This is a genomic window from Bradyrhizobium sp. HKCCYLS3070 (assembly GCF_051167575.1).
GTDB lineage: Bacteria > Pseudomonadota > Alphaproteobacteria > Rhizobiales > Xanthobacteraceae > Bradyrhizobium.
The window spans coordinates 1602269-1619268 of sequence record NZ_JBNPTI010000001.1 but is presented as its reverse complement, the minus strand read 5'-3'; the positions used below and the strand labels follow the sequence as shown (position 1 = coordinate 1619268).

17 protein-coding genes are annotated in these 17000 nt (G+C 65.6%); 15 read left to right on the top strand and 2 right to left on the bottom strand.

Annotation, left to right across the window (positions count from 1 at the left end; all coding sequences use genetic code 11):
• The first annotated feature begins 65 nt into the window (after nt 1-65).
• The 12 genes from ACQR03_RS07505 (at nt 66) to surE (ending at nt 12452) form a co-directional block, all read left to right on the top strand.
• Complete coding sequence (locus tag ACQR03_RS07505; RefSeq protein ID WP_315711700.1) at nt 66-1232, top strand: deoxyguanosinetriphosphate triphosphohydrolase; 1167 nt, start codon at nt 66-68, stop codon at nt 1230-1232.
• Between the two features lie 8 nt (nt 1233-1240).
• Nucleotides 1241-3037, top strand: coding sequence for an arginine--tRNA ligase (argS, locus tag ACQR03_RS07500; protein WP_316170167.1), 1797 nt, complete (start codon nt 1241-1243; stop codon nt 3035-3037).
• A 95-nt stretch (nt 3038-3132) separates the two neighbouring features.
• Nucleotides 3133-4683 (top strand): SPOR domain-containing protein, encoded by a 1551-nt coding sequence (locus tag ACQR03_RS07495; protein ID WP_434841162.1) that lies wholly within the window; start codon nt 3133-3135, stop codon nt 4681-4683.
• Between the two features lie 42 nt (nt 4684-4725).
• Entirely contained in the window at nt 4726-5754 is a 1029-nt protein-coding gene (nagZ, locus tag ACQR03_RS07490; RefSeq protein ID WP_434841161.1) for a beta-N-acetylhexosaminidase, read from the top strand.
• Nucleotides 5751-6590, top strand: a complete 840-nt coding sequence (locus tag ACQR03_RS07485; protein ID WP_315751001.1) for a segregation and condensation protein A — start codon at nt 5751-5753, stop codon at nt 6588-6590. Before nagZ ends, ACQR03_RS07485 begins: the two co-directional genes overlap by 4 nt.
• Nucleotides 6591-6609: 19 nt before the next feature.
• On the top strand, nt 6610-7707 hold the full coding sequence (gene scpB, locus ACQR03_RS07480; RefSeq protein ID WP_315827524.1) for an SMC-Scp complex subunit ScpB: 1098 nt from the start codon (nt 6610-6612) through the stop codon (nt 7705-7707).
• Between the two features lie 276 nt (nt 7708-7983).
• Nucleotides 7984-8217 carry a twin-arginine translocase TatA/TatE family subunit gene (locus ACQR03_RS07475; RefSeq protein ID WP_006614346.1) on the top strand — a complete coding sequence of 78 codons (234 nt, stop codon included), beginning with the start codon at nt 7984-7986 and terminating at the stop codon, nt 8215-8217.
• Between the two features lie 112 nt (nt 8218-8329).
• Entirely contained in the window at nt 8330-8857 is a 528-nt protein-coding gene (tatB, locus tag ACQR03_RS07470; protein ID WP_315711712.1) for a Sec-independent protein translocase protein TatB, read from the top strand.
• A complete protein-coding gene (tatC, locus tag ACQR03_RS07465) occupies nt 8854-9669 on the top strand; it encodes a twin-arginine translocase subunit TatC (protein ID WP_315827526.1) in 816 nt (271 codons plus the stop codon). Before tatB ends, tatC begins: the two co-directional genes overlap by 4 nt.
• A 126-nt stretch (nt 9670-9795) precedes the next feature.
• A complete protein-coding gene (gene serS, locus ACQR03_RS07460; RefSeq protein ID WP_434841160.1) occupies nt 9796-11127 on the top strand; it encodes a serine--tRNA ligase in 1332 nt (443 codons plus the stop codon).
• 102 nt (nt 11128-11229) lie between these two features.
• Nucleotides 11230-11589, top strand: a complete 360-nt coding sequence (locus ACQR03_RS07455) for a hypothetical protein (protein ID WP_315751010.1) — start codon at nt 11230-11232, stop codon at nt 11587-11589.
• A gap of 95 nt (nt 11590-11684) precedes the next feature.
• Entirely contained in the window at nt 11685-12452 is a 768-nt protein-coding gene (gene surE, locus ACQR03_RS07450; RefSeq protein ID WP_315751011.1) for a 5'/3'-nucleotidase SurE, read from the top strand.
• 8 nt (nt 12453-12460) lie between these two features.
• Here surE and ACQR03_RS07445 read toward each other — a convergent pair whose 3' ends face one another.
• On the bottom strand, nt 12461-12844 hold the full coding sequence (locus tag ACQR03_RS07445; RefSeq protein ID WP_315711720.1) for a response regulator: 384 nt from the start codon (nt 12842-12844) through the stop codon (nt 12461-12463).
• A gap of 267 nt (nt 12845-13111) precedes the next feature.
• On the opposite strand from ACQR03_RS07445, the gene ACQR03_RS07440 reads away from it, so the two are divergent.
• Together ACQR03_RS07440 and ACQR03_RS07435 are read left to right on the top strand one after the other, a co-directional pair.
• Nucleotides 13112-13759 (top strand): protein-L-isoaspartate(D-aspartate) O-methyltransferase, encoded by a 648-nt coding sequence (locus tag ACQR03_RS07440; RefSeq protein ID WP_315712607.1) that lies wholly within the window; start codon nt 13112-13114, stop codon nt 13757-13759.
• Between the two features lie 107 nt (nt 13760-13866).
• Nucleotides 13867-15321: a LysM peptidoglycan-binding domain-containing M23 family metallopeptidase gene (locus ACQR03_RS07435; protein ID WP_315711721.1), complete on the top strand. Its 1455-nt coding sequence runs from the start codon at nt 13867-13869 to the stop codon at nt 15319-15321.
• A gap of 51 nt (nt 15322-15372) precedes the next feature.
• Here ACQR03_RS07435 and ACQR03_RS07430 read toward each other — a convergent pair whose 3' ends face one another.
• Nucleotides 15373-16389, bottom strand: coding sequence for an ATP-binding protein (locus ACQR03_RS07430; protein WP_434841159.1), 1017 nt, complete (start codon nt 16387-16389; stop codon nt 15373-15375).
• Between the two features lie 203 nt (nt 16390-16592).
• Here ACQR03_RS07430 and yajC point away from each other — a divergent pair, with 203 nt between their 5' ends.
• Complete coding sequence (gene yajC / locus ACQR03_RS07425) at nt 16593-16961, top strand: preprotein translocase subunit YajC (protein WP_006614336.1); 369 nt, start codon at nt 16593-16595, stop codon at nt 16959-16961.
• Nucleotides 16962-17000: the final 39 nt, after the last annotated feature.

Here is a 17000-nt window from a genome sequence, read left to right as displayed (position 1 = left end):
CCGGGCGCTCCCCATAGTTAAGTGGGCTCCGCCGAGGAATCAAACCGCAAAAGGAACAATCGCCCGTGTCGGTCGGAATGGCTGCCCCCCGCGCTCCCTATTCCTGCGATCCCGATCGCAGCCGGGGCCGCCTGTTCGCCGAGCCGCCGTCCCGGACCCGCAGCGCGTTCCGCAGGGATTGCGACCGCGTCATCCATTCGACCGCCTTCCGCCGGCTGAAGCACAAGACCCAGGTGTTCGTCTTCCACGAAGGCGACCACTACCGCACGCGCCTGACCCATTCTTTGGAAGTGGCCCAGATCGCCCGCGCGCTGGCCCGGCAGTTCGGCCTCGACGAGGACCTGACGGAGACGCTGGCCTTGGCGCATGATCTCGGCCATCCGCCGTTCGGCCATGCCGGCGAGCGCGCGCTGAACCGCTGCATGGCGGACCATGGCGGCTTCGACCACAATGCCCAGACATTGCGCATCGTCACGTCGTTCGAGCAGCGCTACCCGGATTTCGACGGACTCAACCTGACCTGGGAATCGCTCGAGGGCATCGTCAAGCACAACGGGCCGTTGCAGGAGCCGATCCCGCCGGGAATCGCCGAGTTCAATACCCGGTTCGACCTGGAGCTGTGGAGCTACGCCTCGCTCGAGGCCCAGGTCGCGGCGCTCGCGGACGACATCGCCTATGACGCCCACGACATCGACGACGGGCTGCGGGCCGGCCTGTTCACGGTCGACGACCTCAAGGAAATTCCCCTGCTGGCCGCGATGATCGCCGAGATCGATCGCCAATATCCGGCGCTCGATCCGATCCGGCGCGGCGCCGAGCTGGTGCGCGAGCTGATCTCCTACCTGATCGCCGCCGTGGCGGCCGAGGCCGAGCGCCGGATCGCGCGGGCGCAGCCGATGTCGCCTCACGACATCAGGCGGCACAGCGGGCCGCTGGTGGCATTTCCGGCCGATGTGGCCGAGCATGAGGCGACCATCAAGGGGTTTCTCTGGCAGCGGATGTACCGCCATGAGCGGGTGATGCGGGTGATGCGCGACGCCGAGCGCATCGTCGCCGACCTGTACGGCCGCTACCATGAGGACGGTTCGACGCTGCCCGCGGGCTGGCTGGACGGTTGCGACGGCGAGGGCGATCGGGCTCGCCGCATCGGCCATTTTATCGCCGGAATGACGGACCGTTTCGCCTTAACGGAGCACCACCGGCTTTTTGACTCGACTCCGGATTTGCGTTAGGCGGCGGCATGGTTGAACAAGCGTCCACCCCCTATCTTTTCGCCGACATGCTGGCCCGCGTGCACGCGATCTGCGCCGCGCTCGCCAAGGATGGCGGCTGGCCCGAGGGCATCGATTTTTCGCGCGTGGTCGTCGAGCCGCCGCGCGACCCGAGCCATGGCGACATGGCCACCAACGCGGCGATGGTGCTCGCCAAGGAGGCGAAGGCTAAGCCGCGTGATCTCGCCGAGCAGATCGCCCAGCGCCTGCGCGAAGATGCGCTGGTGGCGAAGGTCGACGTCGCCGGTCCGGGTTTCATCAATCTCACTTTGCAGCCGACGGTTTGGGCGAAGGCGCTGGCGACGATCCTGCGCGAAGGCGCCGAATACGGCCGCGTTGCGCCGGTGCCGGGCGCGCCGAAGGTCAACGTCGAATACGTCTCGGCCAATCCGACCGGGCCGATGCATGTCGGCCATTGCCGTGGCGCCGTGTTCGGCGACGCGCTATGCAGCCTGTTGCAGTTCGCCGGCCGCGACGTCACCCGCGAGTACTACATCAACGATGCCGGCGCTCAGGTCGACGTACTCGCGCGCTCCGCCTTCCTCAGATATCGCGAGGCGCTGGGCGAGGACATCGGCGCCATTCCGGAAGGGCTCTATCCCGGCGACTATCTCAAGCCGGTCGGGCAGGCGCTCGCGGCCGAGCACGGCGACAAGCTCAAGGCGCTCGCTGAGACCGAGTGGCTGCCGATCGTGCGCGACAAGGCGATCGCGATGATGATGGCCGAGATCAAGGATGATCTCGCCGCGCTCAACATCCGTCATGACGTGTTCTTTTCGGAACGCTCGCTGATTGCAGGCAGCACCAACAAGGTTGCCGACACGATCGAGTTCCTGCGCGAGCGGGGCGACGTGTATGAAGGCCGTCTGCCGCCGCCCAAGGGCGCGCCGGTGGAGGATTGGGAGGATCGCGAGCAGCTTCTGTTCCGCGCCACGGCCTATGGCGACGACGTCGATCGTCCGCTGATCAAGTCGGACGGCAGCTACACCTACTTCGCCTCCGACATTGCCAACCACCGGCACAAGTTCGAGCGCGGCTTCGCCGACCTGATCGACGTATTCGGCGCCGATCACGGCGGCTACATCAAGCGCATGCAGGCGGCGGTGAAAGCGGTGACGGCCGGACAGGCCGTGCTCGACGTCAAGGTCGTGCAGCTCGTCAAGCTGTTGCGCAATGGCGAGCCGGTGAAGATGTCGAAGCGCTCCGGCGACTTCGTCACCTTGCGGGAAGTTGTTGATGAAGTGGGGCGCGATGCGGTCCGTTTCATGATGCTCTACCGCAAGAACGACGCCGTGCTCGATTTCGACCTCGCCAAGGTCATCGAGCAGTCGCGCGACAATCCCGTATTCTATGTCCAGTATGGCCACGCGCGGGGGCATTCGATCTTTCGCAATGCGCGGGAGAGCTTCCGGGACCTGCCGGAGGACGAGGGGGCGCGGTTAGCGTTCCTCCGCGAGGCCAACCTCGAAAAACTCTCCGACTCGGCCGAACACGACCTCTTGAAACGCCTGGCACTGTACCCACGTACGGTGGAGAGCGCAGCGCTGGCGCATGAGCCGCACCGGATCGCCTTCTACCTGTATGAACTTGCAAGCGAATTTCACGCCCTCTGGACGCGGGGGCGGGATTTGCCCTATTTACGCTTCATTATCGATGATGATGCAGAATTGACCAAGGCACGTTTGGCCATGGTTCAGGGCGTCGTCTCGGTTCTGGCGTCGGGACTTGCGATCTTGGGCGTTAATGCTCCTGATGCAATGCGCTGATTGGGGGAAACACACGACTTCAGTTGGGGGCCTCAATCTGGCAGGGTCCGCCTTAGGACGCATATGCGGCTCACCCGCAGGGACGCTTCATCACGATGGCTGATCGTTACCAGGACAGACCCTTTCCCGCTGATGGTTTTGGCCGTGGTGGAAACCAACAGGCCGATGCCGATCCGCTCGCCGAACTCGCTCGCCTGATCGGGCAGAACGATCCTTTTGCCGCCTCGGGCCGGGCAACTCCGCAATCTCAACCGCGTCCGATGGCGCGCCCCGCGGCGCCCGCGCCGGAACAGCCGGTTCCCGGCATGCCTCCGGCCGGCGCTCCGGCCTGGATGCAACGTGCCCAGCCTGCCGCCGCCAACCCCTTCGCCGACATCGGCCGCGAGCCGCCGCAGCCGGCGCCTGCACCGCCGGCCTTTCCGGCGGGCTATCAGGATCCGCGCGGCCAGCCGGGTTTCCCGGACCAGGATTTCGCGCCCGCGCCCACTCCCCGGCAGCAGCAGGGTTATCCGAACGCGGAGTTCGCCGATCAGTTGTCCAAGCTCGACTACAGCGTCGGGGAATCGCGCCACGGGTTCGCCGAGAATGACCGCGACTACAACCGCGACAACGGCTTCGACGACAACGAGCCGGACTCCTCGCGCTATGACGATGCGCTGTTCGGGCAGATGGGCTCGGGACAGCAGGGGTTTCAGGGCGACAACGATTTCCAGGACGGCCAATACGGCTATCAGGACGGTTACGACGAGGGCGAGGAAGAGGAGCGGCCGCGGCGGCGCAGCGGAATGAGCACCGTGCTCGCCGTGCTGACCCTTGCGGTGGTCGGCACCGGCGGCGCCTACGGCTACAAGACCTACATCTCGTCCGGCCGTACCGGCGAGCCGCCGATCATTCGCGCCGACAACAGTCCGACCAAGATCATGGCCCAGCAGGATCCGACGCCGAAGGTGCCGGATCGTCTGCTCGGCAATGACGGCGGCGAGAAGCTGGTGTCCCGCGAGGAGACGCCGATGGATCTGAACGCCCGCGGCGGCAATCCGCGCGTGGTGTTCCCGCAGATGAACCAGAATGCGGCTCCGCCACCGGTCAGCGCCGGGGCGGCCCCGATGTCGCAGATGGCCAACGCCAACGGCATTTTGCCCAACAGTGATCCGCGTCCGATCAAGACGCTGTCCGTGACGGGGGGCAATCAGGCCGCTGCGGCCGATCCGCCGATGCCGGCGACGCCTGCAACCAAGCCGGCGGCGACGCCGAAGGGCCGCAAATCGCCGGCCAACGCCAATGCGTCGGCCGCCAACGACAGCCCGATGCCGCTGACACCGCAGCCGGCCGCACCGGCGCGCATCGCCGCGGCCGTGCCGGTCACCGAGCAGACCCAGACCGATCGTACCGGCGGCTACCTGGTCTCGATCTCGTCGCAGGCCAGCGAGGCGGAGGCGATGTCGTCCTACAAGGCGGTGCAGGACAAGTACGGCGCCGTGCTGGGCAAATATGAGCCGATCATCAAGCGGATGGATCTGGGTGAGAAGGGCGGCGTCAGGTACCGCGCAGCCGTCGGACCCTTCGCGACGAAGGAAGAGGCCAACAAGATGTGCGGATCGTTGAAAACTGCCGGCGGACAGTGTTTCCCGTTTAGCAACAATTAAGGCCTGCTTGACCGCCCCCGAGGCGGGGTTTATGCGGCCCGCATGACCATGCGGGCTTTCATTACCGGCATCTCCGGGCCTGATCTCACCGACGCCGAGCGCGCGTTCATCGGCGAGTCCAGGCCCTGGGGCTTCATCCTGTTCAAACGCAACGTCCAGTCGCCCGCCCAAGTGACTGCGCTGGTTGAGGAATTAAGAGCCTGCGTCGGCCGCGCCGACGCTCCGGTCCTGATCGACCAAGAGGGGGGCCGGGTGCAGCGGCTGGGGCCGCCGCATTGGCCGGCCTATCCCGCCGGCGTGGTGTTCGACCGTCTCTACGACCTTGATTCGGCCGCAGGCCTCCGTGCCGCCTGGCTCAGCGCTCGCCTGATCGCCGACGACCTGCTCGCGCTCGGCATCACTGTGGATTGCCTGCCGCTCGCCGACGTCCCTGTCGCCGGCGCCGATGCCGTGATCGGGGATCGAGCCTATGGCACGACGCCAGAAAAGGTGGCGGCGATCGCCCGGGCGGTGACGGAGGGGCTGGAGCAGGGCGGCGTGCTGCCGGTGCTGAAGCACATTCCGGGGCATGGCCGGGCCACCGCCGACACCCATTTCCGGTTGCCGACCGTGGACGCGCCAGAAGCGGAACTCGACGCAACCGATTTCGCCGCGTTCAGGCCGCTGGCCGACCTCCCGATGGCGATGACTGCACATGTTGTGTTTAGCGCGATCGACGCCGCCCATCCGGCCACGACTTCTGCGACAATGATCGAACGGGTGATTCGCAAACGGATCGGGTTCCAGGGTTTGTTGATGAGTGATGACGTTTCCATGAACGCGTTGGCCGGATCGATCGCCGAGCGCACGCGTGCGATCGTGGCGGCTGGCTGCGACATGGTTCTGCATTGCAACGGCAAGCTCGACGAGATGCAGGCCGTGGCCGCCGAGACGCCTGAGCTTGAAGGGCAGGCTCTGATCCGCGCCGATCGCGCGCTTGCGGCGCGCAAGGCACCTACAGGCTTCGATCGTGACGCCGCGCGCGGCGAGCTCGACGCCTTGATCAACCGGCTGGGATCCGCTAGCGCATGACCGCTGAAATTCTGTCGTTTGAAACCGGCCGTCCCACGACGGAGCTGGCCGAGGCCGAACCGGCGTTGGTCGTCGACGTCGAGGGCTACGAGGGCCCGCTCGACCTGCTGCTCGCGCTGGCGCGGCAGCAGAAGGTCGACCTTGCCAAGATCTCCATCCTGGCGCTCGCCGACCAATATCTCCAGTTCATCGAGGCTGCCCGCAAGATCCGGCTGGAGCTCGCCGCCGACTATCTCGTGATGGCGGCCTGGCTCGCTTTTCTGAAGTCGCGTCTCCTGTTGCCCGAGCCGCCAGCGCAGGAAGGTCCGAGCGCCGAGGAGATGGCGACGGCACTTGCCAACCGGCTGCGCCGGCTGGAGGCGATCCGCGAAGCCGCCAATCGCCTGATGAACCGGCCCCAGTTCCAGCGTGACGTGTTCCCGCGCGGCAACCCGGAGGCCATAGCGGAGGTCCGTCGTCCCAAGTTCACCGCGACCCTGTTCGACCTGCTGTCGGCCTATGCCATCCAGCGGCAGTCGCGCGTCGTCACGTCCGTTCATATGGCCAAGCGCACGGTCTGGTCGCTTGCCGAGGCCCGCGCCTCGCTCGAGCGTCTGGTCGGCATGACCGAGGTCTCGGACGATTGGGGATGTCTCGACGACTACCTGCTGGACTACGTCGTCGAGCCTGCACAGAAGGCCACCGTCTTCGCATCGAGCTTTGCGGCCGTCCTCGAGCTGGTTCGCGAAGGCAAGCTCGAGCTGAACCAGAAGCAGGCGTTCGCGCCGCTGTACTTTCGTAAGCGTCCACCGATCCAGCCCGGCGCCATGGCTGCGCCGGACTTGACGGTTGAGTAACGAACAAGGAGACCCTGCCATGGCAAGCTTGGCGGAACTGCGCATGGAAGAGCCCGACGAGATCGCGATCGAGCCTGTAGCGCGCCCCGAAGAGTTGCGCATCCTCGAGGCTCTCCTGTTTGCCTCGGCAGAGCCGCTCGAGCAGGCTGCGCTCGCCAAGCGTATGCCTGAAGGTGTCGACATCAAGGCCGCACTGGCGCAGCTGCAGGCGGAGTACGCCAATCGCGGCGTCAATCTCGTGCGCGTCGCCAACAAGTGGACCTTCCGTACCGCCGGCGACCTCGCCTGGCTGATGACGCGCGAGAGCACCGAGACGCGCAAGCTGTCGCGCGCGGCGATCGAAGTTCTGGCCATCGTTGCCTATCACCAGCCGGTGACGCGTGCCGAGATCGAAGAGATCCGCGGCGTCGTCACCTCCAAGGGAACGCTGGACGTTCTGCTGGAGACCGGCTGGATCAAGCCGCGGGGGCGCCGCAAGACGCCGGGCCGTCCGTTGACCTTCGGAACCACCGATGCGTTCCTGGCTCAGTTCAGCCTGGAGACCCTGGGCGATCTGCCTGGCCTGGAAGAGCTGAAGGGAACCGGCCTGCTGGATTCCCGGCTGCCGACCGGCTTCACCGTCCCGACGCCATCGGACGATCCGACGCTGCGGGAGGACGAGGAGCCGCTGGATCCGGGCGATCTCGACCTGGCGCTTGCGCCGGCGGTGGAGGCCGAGCCTGGCGAGGCCGAAGCCGCGGAAGACGAAACGGCCGAGATGGAAACGGTCGCAGCCGACACGGCTGCGGCCGAGGTCGCCGAAGGCCAGATGGCGACCACTGAGGCCGCCGTTCGGGACGACACCTCGTCGCAGGTTGCCGTTGGCGATCTGGAACTGCCGGGCGCCGATGCGGAAACCGAGATCACCGAGGTGGACTTGGCCGTCGAGCAGATCGAGGTCGAGCCGGACGACGAGGCCGTTATCGAGGTCGTCGAGCTGTCTGCCGACGCTGACGCTCAGGCAGACGATGAGGCAGAGGCCGAGGCCGAGGTCGACACGGCGGATGAGGAGATCGACGCGGCCGATGACGCGCACGACCGCGATACCGACGACGATGGCTCGCCGCGCCAAAGCTAGCGGCCGGGGCTGTTAACACTCGCGTTATTACGTAGGTCCGGCCGCGAATTGTCGGACCTTAAGTGCTTGTTTTTGGGGGCGTTGGCGCCTACCTTCCGGCCAGATTGGGCTGTCCGCGGGCCGTTTTCGGCTGATGCGCCGCGTTCGTGTTGATGTTTCGCAATCGAATGCTAGAAGCGAAGTGTCGCGGTCAAGTCCATGGATATGACGCGGTTTCGGCGGTAGCGTCGACGGGCAGTCGGGTGAAGGCTGCGCCGGTGTTTGGAGGGTTGCAGGATGGGTTCGCTTAGCATTTGGCACTGGATCGTCGTGATCGCGGTCGTCCTGCTGTTGTTCGGGCGCGGCAAGATTTCCGATCTGATGGGCGACGTCGCGCAGGGCATCAAGGCGTTCAAGAAGGGCATGCAGGACGACGACAAGGCGCCGGAGAAGACCGAGCCCGTCAAGTCGATCGATCACGGCGCCACGCCTTCGGCCACCCGCACGGATGTCGGCAGCAAAGCCGTTTGATCTGCGCGTGAAAGGCGCCGGCGGCGCGCTCCCGCAGGGACGGCACCGGGACCTGTTCAGACAGGCCCGGATAGGCGGGATCAGAGGCGTCGTCGCGTAGGCGGATTGTTTCATGTTCGATATCGGCTGGAGTGAGCTGCTCGTCATTGGGGTCGTCGCGTTGATCGCGATCGGTCCCAAGGAGCTTCCGGGCGTCCTGCGTATGGTCGGGCAATGGATCGGCAAGGCGCGCCGGATGGCCTCGGAGTTCCAGGGCCAGTTCCAGGAGGCGATGCGCGAAGCGGAGATGGCCGACCTCAAGAAGAGTTTCGATGAGGTCCGCGAGGCGGCCAGCGGTTTCACTCCGACCGGCGTGATCTCCTCGTTGCAGCGCGACGTCGACAAGGCTCTCGATATCGAGGGGATCGACAAGCCCGCCGAGCCGGCGCCCGCATCGGATGTGGCTGCTGCTTCGCCCGAGCCTCCTGTGATGACCCCGACCACCCCCGAACCTCCAGTGGCCGAGACCTTCGCAGAGGCTGAAGTCCATCAATCCGTGGGCGAGCCGCTGGCGATCGTCCGTGAAATCAAACCCGAGCCACAGCCTGAAATGTCTGCGTCAGCAGAAGCTGACCGCCCGAAGGACGCCAAAGCGTCATGACCGTCGAAGATATCGAGGCCAGCAAGGCCCCGTTGATGGACCACTTGATCGAGCTGCGGTCGCGGCTGATCAAGGCGCTGATCGGCTTCGGCGTGGCCTTCATCTTCTGCTTCTTTTTCGCCAAGCAGATCTACAACATCCTGGTGCTGCCGTTCGTCTGGGTCGCAGGTGCCGAGAACAGCAAGTTCATCTACACCCAGCTGCTCGAATATTTCATCACGCAGTTGAAGCTCGCGATGTTCGGCGCTGGTTTCATCTCGTTCCCGATCATCGCGACGCAGATCTACAAGTTCGTGGCGCCGGGGCTGTATCGCCACGAACGCAATGCTTTCCTACCCTACTTGATAGCGACCCCCGTCTTCTTCGTGCTTGGCGCCATGCTGGTCTATTTTGCGGTGTGGCCGATGATCGTGCGCTTCTCACTGGGCATGCAGCAGCTCGGCGGCCCCGAGACGGCGCAAATCGCGCTGATGCCCAAGGTCGGTGAATATCTGTCGCTGATGATGTCGCTGATCTTCGCCTTCGGCATCGCGTTCCAGCTCCCGGTCATCCTGACCCTGCTCGGCCGCATCGGCATCGTCACCTCGCAGATGCTGAAGGAGAAGCGGCGCTATTTCATCGTGATCGCCTTCATCATCGCGGCCGTGCTTACGCCGCCGGACGTGCTCAGCCAGGCCTCGCTGGCGCTGCCGCTGCTGGCGCTCTACGAGGGCGCGATCATCGCGGTCGGCATCGTCGAGAAGCAGGCGGCTGCGGCCAAGTCCGGCTCGTCGTCCGGCTCGGGGAATCTCCCGGCCGACCCTTCCGAATAGAACGGTTGCGCTCGGGGACATCCCAGGGCGTTGCCTGTTCCCATCCGGCGCCATTCGCGGTAGTGCAGGCCGGCCCGCGAGCCCAGGCGACTCGCCGATACTCTTCGTTCCCAGGACCGAACGACCATGCACGACATCAGATCGATCCGTGACAATCCGCAAGGTTTCGATGTGGCGCTGACGCGCCGGGGTCTGGCACCGCTGTCGTCGCATCTGCTCGCCATCGACGAGCGGCGGCGCGCGGCGATCCTGGCCTCCGAGCAGGCCCAGGCCCGGCGCAACGCCGCCTCCAAGGAAATCGGCGAGGCCAAGAAGGCCAAGGATGACGCGCGCGCATCGGCGCTGATGGAGGAGGTCGCCAAGCTCAAGACCACCATGCCGGAGCTGGAGGCAGCCGCGAAGCAGGCGGATGAGGAGCTGGCGCGCGAGCTCTCGGCGATTCCCAATTTGCCGCTCGACGAGGTGCCGGACGGCAAGGACGAGCACGACAATGTCGAGCGCCACATGTTCGGCGCCCGGCGCAACTACGCCTTCGCGCCGAAGCCGCATGATGATCTCGGTGCGGCTCTTGGCACCATGGACTTCGAATCGGCTGCGAAGCTGTCGGGCGCGCGCTTCGTCGTGCTGAAGAGTGGCCTGGCGCGGCTCGAGCGCGCGCTCGGGCAGTTCATGCTCGATCTTCATACCAATGAGCACGGCTACACCGAGATCAATCCGCCGCTGCTGGTACGCAACGACGTCATGTTCGGTACCGGCCAATTGCCGAAATTCGAGGACGACCAGTTCTGGGCCGTGAAGGGCGAGCTGATTGCAGAGCCGGATGATCGCCTCAAGACCGAGCGGCTGGGTCTCATCCCAACTGCCGAGGTGGCCCTGACCAACCTGGTGCGCGAGTCCATCGTCGATGAGAAGGAGTTGCCGATGCGGCTCACGGCGCTGACGCCGTGCTTTCGCGCCGAGGCGGGCGCCGCCGGCCGCGACACCCGCGGCATGATCCGTCAGCATCAGTTCACCAAGGTCGAGCTGGTCTCGATCACGACGCCGGAGACCAGCAAGGACGAGCATGAGCGCATGCTGGCCTGCGCCGAGGAAGTGCTGCGCCGGCTCGATCTGCACTATCGAGTCATCACGCTGTGCACCGGCGACATGGGCTTCTCCTCGCAGAAGACCTACGACATCGAGGTCTGGATGCCCGGGCAGGGCGATGGCGGCGCCTTCCGCGAGATCTCCAGCTGTTCGGTGTGCGGCGACTTCCAGGCGCGCCGCATGGATGCACGCTATCGCGGAAGCGATGGCAAGCCGCGCTTCGTGCACACATTGAACGGTTCGGGCACGGCTGTCGGCCGTGCGCTGATAGCGGTCATGGAGACCTATCAGCAGGCCGACGGCTCGATCGCGATTCCCGACGTGCTGCAGCCTTATATGGGCGGCCTCAAGGTGGTGGCCGCGGAGCCATAGCGTCGCGGCAAATTGCATCCGCTCAGGTCGCCGCCATTGCGTACGCGCCGGCGGGTCGTATCCTCGGTTCTGTTCAGCAATTGCTTTTCAGATACCGGCATCATGGCTCTGCATCGGGATATTTTCTGGATCGGGCGGCAATGGGCCGTCACCGGCTCCGGCATCCAGGCGGTCGATCAGCGCCTGAAGGGAGCATTCGATATCGAATCCTCAAGGGTCTGGGACGAGGGCCTGCACGACTCGCTGCGCGATCAGGCTTGGTTCAACCCCGTCGACTTCGAGAAGGCGTTGAGTGTCGCGCGGGTCCGGTTTGCGGCAGTGCCGCGGACGGAGCCTTCAGCGGTGCCGGCGCCTCCTGTCCAGCAGGCACCCGGCGGATCCGGCACATCCAGCCTACCGTTGAGGCTGGGCACGCGAGGGCAGTTCGCCAGGTTCCTGCCGCAGTGGCGGATCCGGCATTGACCGGGTGGTGCCGCAGCGCGCTCAGGTTTGCCTCGATGCTGCACAGCAGATAAGACACCCCCGAACGATGCTTTCGGAGGGACGGAAGGTTGGCCATGCGGATTCTCTGCACCAATGACGACGGAATCCATGCGCCGGGTCTCAAGGTGATCGAGGAGATCGGACGCGCCCTGTCCGACGACGTCTGGATCGTGGCTCCCGAACTGGACCAGAGCGGCGTGTCCCATTCACTCTCGCTCAATGACCCCCTGCGGCTGCGTGAGGTCGGCCCGCGGCATTTCGCGGTGCGCGGCACGCCGACCGACTGCGTCATCATGGGATCCCGTCATATCCTGGGGGCGAAGCTGCCCGACGTGGTGCTGTCCGGCGTCAACAAGGGCCGCAACGTTGCCGAGGACGTGGTCTATTCGGGCACCATCGCCGGCGCGCTCGAAGGCACCATTCTCGGTCTGCCGTCGTTTGCCCTGTCGCAGGAATTCAGCGTCGCAACGCGTGACAAGCCGTCTTGGGACACCGCGCTCAAATTCGGCCCGCAGATCGTGCGCAAGGTGCTCGAAGCCGGCGTGCCGAGGAATACAGTGATCAACGTCAACTTCCCCGCCTGTGCACCGGAAGAGGTCAGGGGCGTCGTGGTCACCCGCCAGGGCAAGCGCAATCTGGGCTTCTTGAAAGTCGATGAGCGGCGCGACGGCCGCGGCAACCCCTATTTCTGGATCGGCTTCGACCGGGCTGCCGCGCTCGATGTGCCCGACGAGGGGACGGACCTCGCAGCTCTCGCGGCGCGCTACGTATCAGTGACCCCGCTTCGCCTGGATCGCACGGACGAGGCGTTCTCCGGCAAGCTCAGCGACATTCTCGGCTGAAGCGCCTTCTACCCCTGTGGCCCAGCGCCACGCAGGGCATGGTCGATCGCCTTTCCGAGCGTCTCGAGCTGGAATGGCTTCTGCAGGGCCGGCCGGTCGCGATATTCTTCCGGCAACCCCGACGAGCCGTAGCCGGTTGCGAAGATGAAGGGACGGTTGCGCGCCTTGATGAGATCGGCCACCGGCGAGATGACCTTGCCGTTGACGTTGACGTCGAGAATGGCGACGTCGAAATAGGTGCTCTCGGCCAGCCGCATCGCTTCGCCGATTTCGCCGGCTTCGGCCGCGACGGTGTAGCCGAGCTCTTCCAGCATGTCGGCGACCATCATTCGGATCATGACTTCGTCTTCAACCAAAAACACAGAGCCGCGCGGCGGCCGCGGTGCAGTCATGATGTCAGTCCTTGCCCATACCCGATTTGACGCTCGCAAATAACGGCTTATGGCGCAACGTCAACAATGTCGTCTTTCACGGTCGTGCGGCGTGGGCACGATCGCCCATAAAGTGAACGAACCGGACCCGACTTGGTTCCTTGTGCGGAACGCGGTCCGTCGTCGGGACCATGACGGTGCATCCGGTTGCGACGGGTGTGCGGAAAATCGGTGCGCAACCCTCGCCCGGCAGGTAAATTGCGCACGAGCCCACCAACCGACATCCCGATGCCCCCAGCTGCTCCTCCCGAGAAAATGATGTTTCAGCTGACCCTGCGTCGGCGGGGGATCAGCGATCAGGCGGTGTTGCGCGCGATGGAAGAGGTGCCGCGGGAGGAGTTCGTTCTGCCGGCCGACCGCCCGGAGGCCTATCGCGACAGCGCGATGGCGATCGCCTGTGGGCAGACCATCAGCCAGCCCTTCGTCGTCGCCTACATGACCGAGCAGCTCAAGCTGCAGAAGTCCCATCGTGTACTCGAAATCGGGACGGGGTCAGGATACCAGGCCGCGATTCTGTCCAGGCTGGCCACCAACGTCCTGACGGTGGAGCGCTTCCGGACATTGGCCGACAAGGCCAGGGAACGGTTGGAGAAGCTCGGCTGCTTCAATGTCGAGGTCATGCTCGGCGATGGCTACGCGCTGCCGCCGGGGGGCGGCCAATTCGACCGCATCATCGTAACGGCGGCGATGGACGAGATTCCCCAGAGCCTGCTCGACCGGCTGGAGCCGGACGGTATCCTGATCGCGCCGGTCGGGCCGCAACACGGGGTGCAGACGCTCGTCAGGAGCACGCGGACGGGTGATCGTTTCGACCGAAAGGAGCTCGTCGACGTGCGATTTGTGCCGGCAATTCCGGGGATTGCGCGCGAACTTTAAACGTGCGGATCAGCAGGCCGCACATCGCTTTATTCGCGGCTTAAGCGCTTATTTACCGCGGCTGTGTTTACTCGAATTCGTTGTTTGTTGCGTACGAGTGAGTAACCATGCCCGCCACTGTCGAGTTGCTTCGCTCGCGCCGCCTGCCGCAAGTTGCGGCGTTGGCGCTGATGTCGTTCGGCGTCGCCGGCTGCAGCGCCGACATGTCGACGCGGCTGTCGCAGACGCAAAATCCGTTTTCAAACCCCTTTGCATCCGATTCCACCGGGTCGGTGCAGGCGCAGCCGCCCCGGCAGCACCAGCAATACAGCCAGTCCTACACGCCGGCTCCCGCGCCGGCGCCTGCCTATTCGTCCTCGGCGCTGCCGCCCCCGGCGGTCGGGGCTCCGCAATCCTATCCGACCGGTGGCGGCGCCGGAGGCATGTCGTCGGGCGGGCGCGGCGTCGCGTCCTATGCGCCACCCGCTGCGGTCCCGGTCGCGGCGCCCGCCGTCGCCGCACCCCCGGCCTATGCACAGCCCGCGCATTCCTATGCTCCGCCGGCCCAGCCGCGCCTCGAGACCACCGGCACCGTGCCGCCGCGTTCGGTCGCGGCCGCGCGTCCTGCCAGTGGCACCAAGATCATCGTCGGCACCAGCGATACGCTCGACATCCTTGCCAAGCGCTACCGCGTGACGCCGGCTGAGATCCTGGCTGCCAACGGCTACAAGGGCCCGCGCGCGTTGTCGCCAGGCCAGCAGCTGATCATTCCGCATCCTGGCGCGGTGGCGGCTGCGCCCGCGGCCCAGCCCGTTGCCGCCGCGCCAATGGTCGCGCCGAAGCCGGTGGCGGCCGTCGCACCGTCCACCGTCCATTTCGTCAACCGCGGCGAGACACTCGCCAGCATCGCCCGCCAGAATCATCTGACGGCGGCTGAGCTCGCCCGCGCCAACAATCTCGATCAGGCTTCGCCGCTCAAGCTCGGGACCAGGCTGACCGTCCCTGGCAGGGCCGTGGCGGCAGCTGCGCCGGTGGCTCCGGTCGCAACCGTTCCCCAGGCGGTTGCGACCGTGCCGGCGCCAGCGCCGACAACGCGGGTCGCGACGGCCGCCGGTCCGGTCCAGACCGCCCGCCTGGCCCAGGCCAATCCGGCGCCCGAGAAGGAGGAGGAGCCCGCGCGGCCCGCCGAGACCACCAGCTCGCTGCCGACCTTCCGCTGGCCGGCGCGCGGCAAGGTGATCACCAGCTACGGCGCCAAGACCAACGGCAAGTCCAACGATGGTATCAACATCGCCGTGCCCGAGGGCACCCCGGTGAAGGCGGCCGAAGATGGCGTCGTCGCTTACGCCGGCAATGAATTGAAGGGTTATGGCAATCTGGTCCTGGTGCGGCATTCCAACGGCTATGTCACCGCATATGCCCATGCGAGTGAGCTGATGGTGAAGCGCGGTGATCCGATCAAGCGCGGCCAGGTCATTGCCAAGTCGGGTCAATCGGGAGAAGTCGGATCGCCGCAGCTCCACTTCGAGATCCGCAAGGGATCGTCTCCGGTTGACCCGCTGCAATTCCTCAACGGGGCGTGAGGTCCGGTCGTTTGACCCCACGCAACCGTGGACGACACAGGGCCGCGCAGATTACTGCGCGGCTTTTTGCGTTGTCAGCCGCACGCCGAGGCGGCCCGCCAGATCTTGCGTGAACTGCCACGCGACGCGGCCCGAGCGCGAGCCGCGCGTCGTGGCCCATTCCAGCGCCTCGCGCTCCAACTGATCCTCGGCGACTGCAATGTCGAAATGGCTGCAATAGCCTTTGACCATCGCGAGGTATTCGTCCTGGCTGCAGCGGTGGAAGCCGAGCCATAGGCCGAAACGGTCGGACAGCGAGACCTTTTCCTCGACCGCTTCGCCCGGATTGATCGCGGTGGAGCGCTCGTTCTCGATCATGTCGCGAGCCAACAGATGGCGCCGGTTCGAGGTGGCGTAGAGAATGACGTTCTCCGGGCGTCCCTCGATGCCGCCTTCGAGCACGGCTTTCAGCGATTTGTAGGACGCATCATTGCCGTCGAACGACAGGTCGTCGCAGAACACGATGAAATGGAACGGCGCGGCACGCAGGATGTCCATCAGCGCCGGCAGGCTCTCGATGTCCTCGCGGTGGATCTCGATCAGTTTCAGCCGGTCGGCCGGCTTGCGCGTGACGTTGATGCTGGCATGGGCGGCCTTCACCAGCGATGATTTGCCCATGCCGCGCGCGCCCCACAACAAGGCATTGTTGGCCGGCAGGCCGTTGGCGAAGCGCTCGGTGTTCTCGATCAGGATGTCGCGCATCCGGTCGATGCCCTTGAGCAGGTCGATCTCGACACGGCTGACGCGCGGCACCGTCGAGAGCCGGCCGTTCGGATGCCAGACGAAGGCGTCGGCCGCGGTCAGGTCCAGCGCGGGCGTGGCACCCGCATGGGTTGTCGCCAGATGCGCGGCAATTGCTTCCAGCGCACGGGCAATCCGGTCAGCCGTATCATCGGAGGCGGGGCCGGCGGGACGTTTTGCCGCGATCTTTGGTGGCTTTTGCGCTGCAGGCCGGAGGCCTTTGGCGAGCGGTCTGAGGGCGTTTTTGGCGGGGGCGCGGGACGAGGCTCTGGCTGGTTTTTTCGACATGCTGCAAGTTCCTGATGGGGCAGCCATATCGGGCCTCGCCGGCTGCCGCAAGCGGGGCGAAATGAAGGGGCGGGGCGCCTTGCTATTGGGACTGCTGCCGCTATATTCCGCGCGAAATTCGCAAGAGGCCGGCCCGCGCCGAGACAAGCGTGGTTCGCCGGCTATTCCCGTCTCACCGGGCGCTGCCCACGAGGATCGACCACATGCTGATCACCCCTGCCTATGCCCAGGCCGCCGGCGCTGGCGACACCAACAGCATGCTGATGTCGCTGCTGCCGTTCGCGCTGATCTTCGTGATCATGTATTTCCTGATCCTGCGGCCGCAGCAGAAGAAGGTCAAAGAGCACGCCGATCTCGTCAAGAACGTCCGCCGCGGCGACACCATCGTGACCCAGGGCGGCCTGGTCGGCAAGGTGACCAAGGTCGTCGACGACGACCAGGTCGAGTTCGAGATCGCCGACGGCGTGCGCGTGCGCCAGATGCGCCAGATGATCACGGGCGTCCGCACCAAGGGCGAGCCCGCGAAGGCAGACGCAAAGGACGACAAGAAGGACGAGAAGGCAGCGAGCTGATCGCCGGCCTGGCCGGTTGAACGCCGGCCTTCGCTCTTT